Raw genomic sequence first — 5621 nt, forward strand, 5'->3', positions numbered from 1 at the left:
GGGGTCCGGGCGGTGCGGGCCGGACCGGGGCCGCCGAGGCAGCCGGAGGTGGCACCGAGGGCGAGCAGCAGCGCGGCGGCTGCGACGGGGAGGCGGGCGCGCATGGCGGCCATGGAACGCCGCCGCCCGGCCCCCGGCGGCGGCGACACGGCGGCCGACCGGGTGCGGCACCCGATCGGCGGTACGGCCGACCGGGGCTGCCGGGACCTGCCCCGGTCCCTACAGCCCCAGCTCGAACCAGACGATCTTGCCCTTGGGGGTGCGCCGGCTGCCCCAGCGCTCCGCGAGCAGGCTGACCAGCTGCAGGCCGCGCCCGCCCTCGTCGGTCTCGTGGGCGCGCCGCTGCCGGGGCTGGGCGTAGCCGTCGTCCCAGACCTCGCACACCATGGTCCGGTCGCGCAGCAGCCGCAGCCGGATCTCGCCCCGGCCGTGCCGCAGCGCGTTGGTGACCAGTTCGCTGACCAGCAGCTCGGTGGTGTCGACCAGATCGTCCAGACCGCGGGCGAGCAGCCAGCTGCAGGCGGCCTCGCGGGCCTTGGCCACCGAGGTGGGCTCGGGCGGCAGGAACCACTGGCCGACGGCGTCCGCCGGGAAGGCGTGCACCCGGGCCATCAGCAGGGCGATGTCGTCCTCGCCGTGGTGCGGGTTGAGCTCGCCGAGGACGTGGTCGCAGAGGTCCTCCAGGCCCTTGCCCTCGGCGGAGAGCGCGGTGCGGAACGCCTTCAGGCCCTCGTCCAGCTGGTGCTTGCGGCTCTCCACCAGGCCGTCGGTGTAGAGGCCGAGCACGGCGCCGTCCGGCAGGGTCAGCTCGACCTCCTCGAAGGGCTCGCCGCCGACGCCGAGCGGCAGGCCCGGCGGCACGTCCAGCATCCGGGCGCTCTCGCCGGGGCTGAGCAGCACCGGCGGGAGGTGGCCGGCGTTGGCGAAGACGCAGCGCCGGGTGACGGCGTCGAAGACCGCGTAGACGCAGGTCGCCAGGTAGACCTCGCGGGCCTCCTCGTCGGCGGTGGAGGTGAGCCGTCCGTACGGGGTGGAACGGGCGGCCGGCGCGGTGTCGTCGCCGAGGCCGCGGGCGATCTCGTCGAGGGCGGTGAGCACCTCGGCCGGGTCGAGGTCGAGCATGGCGAGGGTGCGGACGGCGGTGCGCAGCTGGCCCATGGCGACGGCGGCGCGCAGGCCGCGGCCCATCACGTCGCCGATGACCAGGGCGGTGCGGTTGCCGGGCAGCGGGATGACGTCGAACCAGTCGCCGCCGACCTCGGTGTTGTTGTTGCTGGGCAGGTAGCGGCAGGCGATCTCCAGGCCGCTGGCGGCCGGGTTGCCCGGGGGCAGCAGGCTGCGCTGGAGGATCAGCGCGCGCTCGTGCTCGCGGCGGTAGAGCCGGGCGTTGTCGATGCAGACGGCGGCGCGGGCGACGAGCTCCTCGGCGATGGCGACGTCACGGGCGTCGAAGGGTTCGCTGCCGATCGCCCGGGAGAGCTGGACCAGGCCGAGCACCTGGTCGCGGGCGACCAGCGGGACGATCAGGGTGGAGCGCAGCAGCGGGTCGGGGCCGGGCTCGGGGACGACGCTGCGGCCGGTGCGCAGGGCCCGGGCGTGCGGGGAGCGGCGGGGGTAGCAGAGGGTGCCGCCGGCCTCGGCGATGGGCAGGCCGGTGACCGAGCCCAGCACCGAGGAGGCGCCGCCGACCACGCTGGAGACGGCGACCCGGCGGAGTTCGCCGCTGCCGTCGGTGAGCACGGTGTCGCCGAGCCGGCCCGCGCTGGGCACGGTCTCGCCGGAGAGCAGCGCGGTGTACAGGTCGACGGTGGCGAGGTCGCAGAACGGCGGGACGACGACGTCCAGCAGCTCCTTGGCGGTGGTCTCCAGGTCGAGGGTGGAGCCGATGTGGGCGCTGGCCTCGTTGAGCAGCGCGAGGTTGCGGCGGACGCCGTCGGCCTCGCGCTCGGCGACGTGCCGGCTGGTGACGTCGGAGACCTGGCCGGCGACACCCATCGGCTGGCCGGCGGCGCCGTTGAGGCGGTAGAGCGAGACGGCCCAGAGCCGGTTGCCCTCGCGGGTCGGGACGGCGGCGTGGAAGCGCAGGTCGAAGACGGGCTCGCCGCTGGCGAGGACCTTGCGCAGGGCGGCGGTGAGGCGGTCGGCCTCGGCACCGGGGAAGATGTCGTGCGGGGTGAGGCCCTCCAGGTCGGTGGGCGCCAGGCCCATTCCGGAGGCGAAGGCGTCGTTGACCCGCTGGAGGCGGAGCCGGTCGTCGAAGAGCACGAAGCCGGTCGGAGTCTGGCCGAAAACCGCCTCCGACGCGGCCAGATCGGTCTCGATCCGGCGGAGCCGGCCGAGGTCGACCGCGAGACAGGTGGCGCCGGCGGTGGGCAGCGCGCTGTCCGGCATCAGGTAGAGCTCGGCGAGTCCCTCGCCGCCGTCGGCGTGCCGGTACGGGGCGGTGCCGACCCATTCCTCGCCGGCGAGGGTGCGCTCCAGCCTGGTCCGGCCGCGCTGCCAGAGCTCGCGCGGCACGAAGGTGGTCACCGGGTCGGCGCCGACCGCCTCGACGGCGGTGACGCCGAAGAACTCGGCGGCCCGTTCGCTCCACTGGCTGATCCGGCCGTCGGGGCCGATGGCGAAGGTGGCGACCCGGATGTAGTCGTAGATCGAGCCCGGATCCCCGGCGCCCCAGCGCTGCCCCTCGGCGGCCGGCCGGGCGGCACGGACGGGGGCGGGCGACTGGTGGGCGGGGGCCGGCACGTGTTGGGCGCCGGCCTGCCCGGGTACAGCGGCATGACCGCTGCTGCTCGGCGCATTGCGCGCCGGGGTGCTGTTCAACGGACCGACCCCTCCAAACCCGCGACCGTCCGGATGTCGAGAAGACCGAGTATTCATCATCGAGGGGTACGTTCACACGCCCTCAACATCACAACATCAGATCGGGCGAAGGTTTTTGTCCTACCGCCCGCGCAACCACAATGCCACGCTCGCGCCCCCTACCGGGGCGCGCGCTCCCCCGAGGCCCTCCGGTGGCATATGCAGGGAGTTCTACTCGGCGCCCGGAGTGCCCGGCAGCGCCTGCTCGAACCAGACCACCTTGCCCATCCCCTCGGCCCTGGCACCCCAGTGCAGGGCCAGCCGGGCGACGAGCTCCAGCCCGCGCCCGCCCTCGTCCGCCTCGGCCGCGTGCCGCTCCCGGGGCGGGTCCGGCAGCGGGTCGGAGATCTCCACCAGGAGCGTCTCGCCGAGCGTCAGCCGCACCCCGATCGGCGCGCTCGCGTACCGGACGGCGTTCGTGACCAGCTCGCTGACCAGCAGCTCGGCGGTGTCGGTGAGCTGCTCGACGCCCCACTCGGCCAGCGTCGCGCGGACCAGCCGGCGGGCCCGGGAGACGGCGGTCGGCTCGGCGGGCAGGGTCCAGCCCGCCGTCGGGGTGCCGGCCTGCCCGTGGCCGAGCCGGGCCAGCAGCAGCGCCACGTCGTCCGGCTCCCGGCCCTGCTCCATGGTGCCCAGCACCGCCTCGCAGGCCGCCTGGATCGACGCGTACGGCTCCTGGAGCACGGTGACCAGCCGGCCGAGGCCCACGTCCAGGTCCTTGTCCCGGGACTCCACCAGGCCGTCGGTGCACAGCGCCAGCAGGCTGCCCTCGGGGATCTTCAGCTCGACCGCCTCGAACGGGACCCCGCCCACGCCGAGCGGGGCGCCCGAGGGCAGCTCCAGGATCCGGCCGACGCCCCCGAGCAGCGGGCCGCCGGTCCGGGTCGGCCCGTCCGACTCCTCCCCCGGCACCACCAGCACCGGCGGGATGTGGCCGGCCTTGGCGACGGTCAGGGTCGCGGTGGCCGGGTCGAACACCGCGTACACGCAGGTCGCGAGCAGGGCCTCGTCCGGCCCCTGGGCGAGGTCGTCGGCCAGCTCGTGGACGTGCCGCAGCAGCACGTCCGGCGGCAGGTCCAGGGCGGCCAGCACCCGGACGGCGGTGCGCAGCCGGCCCATGGTCGCGGCGGCCCGCAGGCCGTGCCCCATCACGTCGCCGACCACCAGCGCGGTGCGGTCCCCGGGCAGCGGGATGACGTCGAACCAGTCGCCGCCGACCTCGGTGCCGCTGCTGCCGGGCACGTACCGGTAGGCGACCTCGACGCCGGTGGGCTGCGGCACCTGCTGCGGCAGCAGGGTGCGCTGGAGGGTGAGGGCGGCGGTGCGCTCCCGGGCGTAGAGCCGGGCGTTGTCCAGCGAGGAGCCCGCCCGGTCGGCCAGCTCGACGGTGAACGCCAGGTCGTCCCGGTCGAAGCCCTCGCGGTAGCCGGCCCGGCTGACCAGCAGAAGTCCGATCACGATGCCCCGGGCCCGCAGCGGCACCACCAGCATCGAGTGCACGCCCAGGTCGTACGCCGCCTGCATCTTCGGGTCGCCGGCGTAGGTGATGTCGCTCAGCTGGTCGGCGCCCGAGAGCAGCTCGGGGACGCCGGTGCGCAGCACCCGGCCGCAGGCGGAGTCCTCGGCGAAGGTGATCCGGGCGCCGCGCCGCAGCATCACCTCGACCTCGGGGCCGTCCTGCACGGAGGCCGTGCCGAGCTGGAGCAGCGAGGTGCGGCGGTCGTGTCCGTGCCGGGGCAGGTCGTCACCGTGCGCGACGGCCTGGAGCAGGATCACGGCCGCGTGGTCGGTCAGCCTGGGGACCACCGCGCTGGCCAGCTCCTGCGCGATCCGGGAGGCGTCCAGCAGGTCACCGACCCGGGAGCCGAACTCGTTGAGCAGCGACAGCCGGCGGCGGGCGTGCTCGACCTTGGCCACCGCCCGATAACGCTCGGTCACGTCCATCACGGTGCCGGAGATGCCGAGGACCCGTCCGGAGCGGTCGGTCATCCGGCTGTAGGAGATCGAGCGGTACCCGGAGCGGGCGGTGACCGGCGAGGCGAGCGTGACGTCGATGACCGGCTCGCCGGTGGCCAGCACCTGGCGCTGGATCGCGGTGATCTCGTCGGCGGCGCGCTCGGGCAGGGTCTCGCCGGTGGTGCGGCCGACGTGGTCCTCCGGGGTGGCGCCGTTCATCTCGGCGAGGGTCCGGTTGACGGCCGTGTAGCGCAGTTCGGTGTCGAGGATCGCGATGCCGAGCGGGGACTGCTCGAAGAGCGCGTCCCGTACCGCGAGGTCGCGCTCAACCGCCCGGACGGCCGCCGCCTCGGAGAGGTTGACCTGGAGGAACGGGTTGCCGTCGCCGTCGACGAGGAGCGAGATCCGGGCGTCCACCAGCACCGGGACGCCGTCCCGGTCGCGCAGCTCGGCCGGGCCGGACCAGCGGCCGTTGCGCAGCGTGTCCTGGATCGCGGCCCGGATCCGGAGCACCTGGTCCTCGTCCGGGATCAGCTCGTCGATCCGGCGGCCGACCAGCAGCTCGTTGGGCCAACCGAGCAGTTCCTCGGCGGCCGGGCTCCAGAGCGCCACCCGGCCGGCCGTGTCGAGGATCGCGATGGCCACCTTGACCACGTCGAAGAGGCTGCCGCCGGCCGTCCTGCCGGGGCCGGGGGCGGAGCCTGGTCCGGCCCGGCCCGGGGTCTCCGGGAGGGCGCGCGGCCCCCCGGGGAACGGCCGGCCCGGGCGGCCCCGGGCTCCGGCCGGAGCGGCCGCGTCGGGCG

At 75.3% G+C, this 5621-nt stretch carries 2 protein-coding genes; both read right to left on the reverse strand.

Annotated features, from left to right (window positions below; translation table 11 throughout):
- Window positions 1-219: 219 nt before the first annotated feature.
- A complete protein-coding gene (locus tag BI06_RS18300) occupies window positions 220-2823 on the reverse strand; it encodes a SpoIIE family protein phosphatase (RefSeq protein WP_369826146.1) in 2604 nt (867 codons plus the stop codon).
- A gap of 210 nt (window positions 2824-3033) precedes the next feature.
- Window positions 3034-5621: SpoIIE family protein phosphatase (locus BI06_RS18305; RefSeq protein ID WP_233290181.1), on the reverse strand; the 2588-nt coding region annotated here is incomplete at its 5' end.

Source organism: Kitasatospora sp. MBT66 (assembly GCF_000710405.2).
In the GTDB taxonomy this organism is placed as follows: domain Bacteria; phylum Actinomycetota; class Actinomycetes; order Streptomycetales; family Streptomycetaceae; genus Kitasatospora; species Kitasatospora purpeofusca.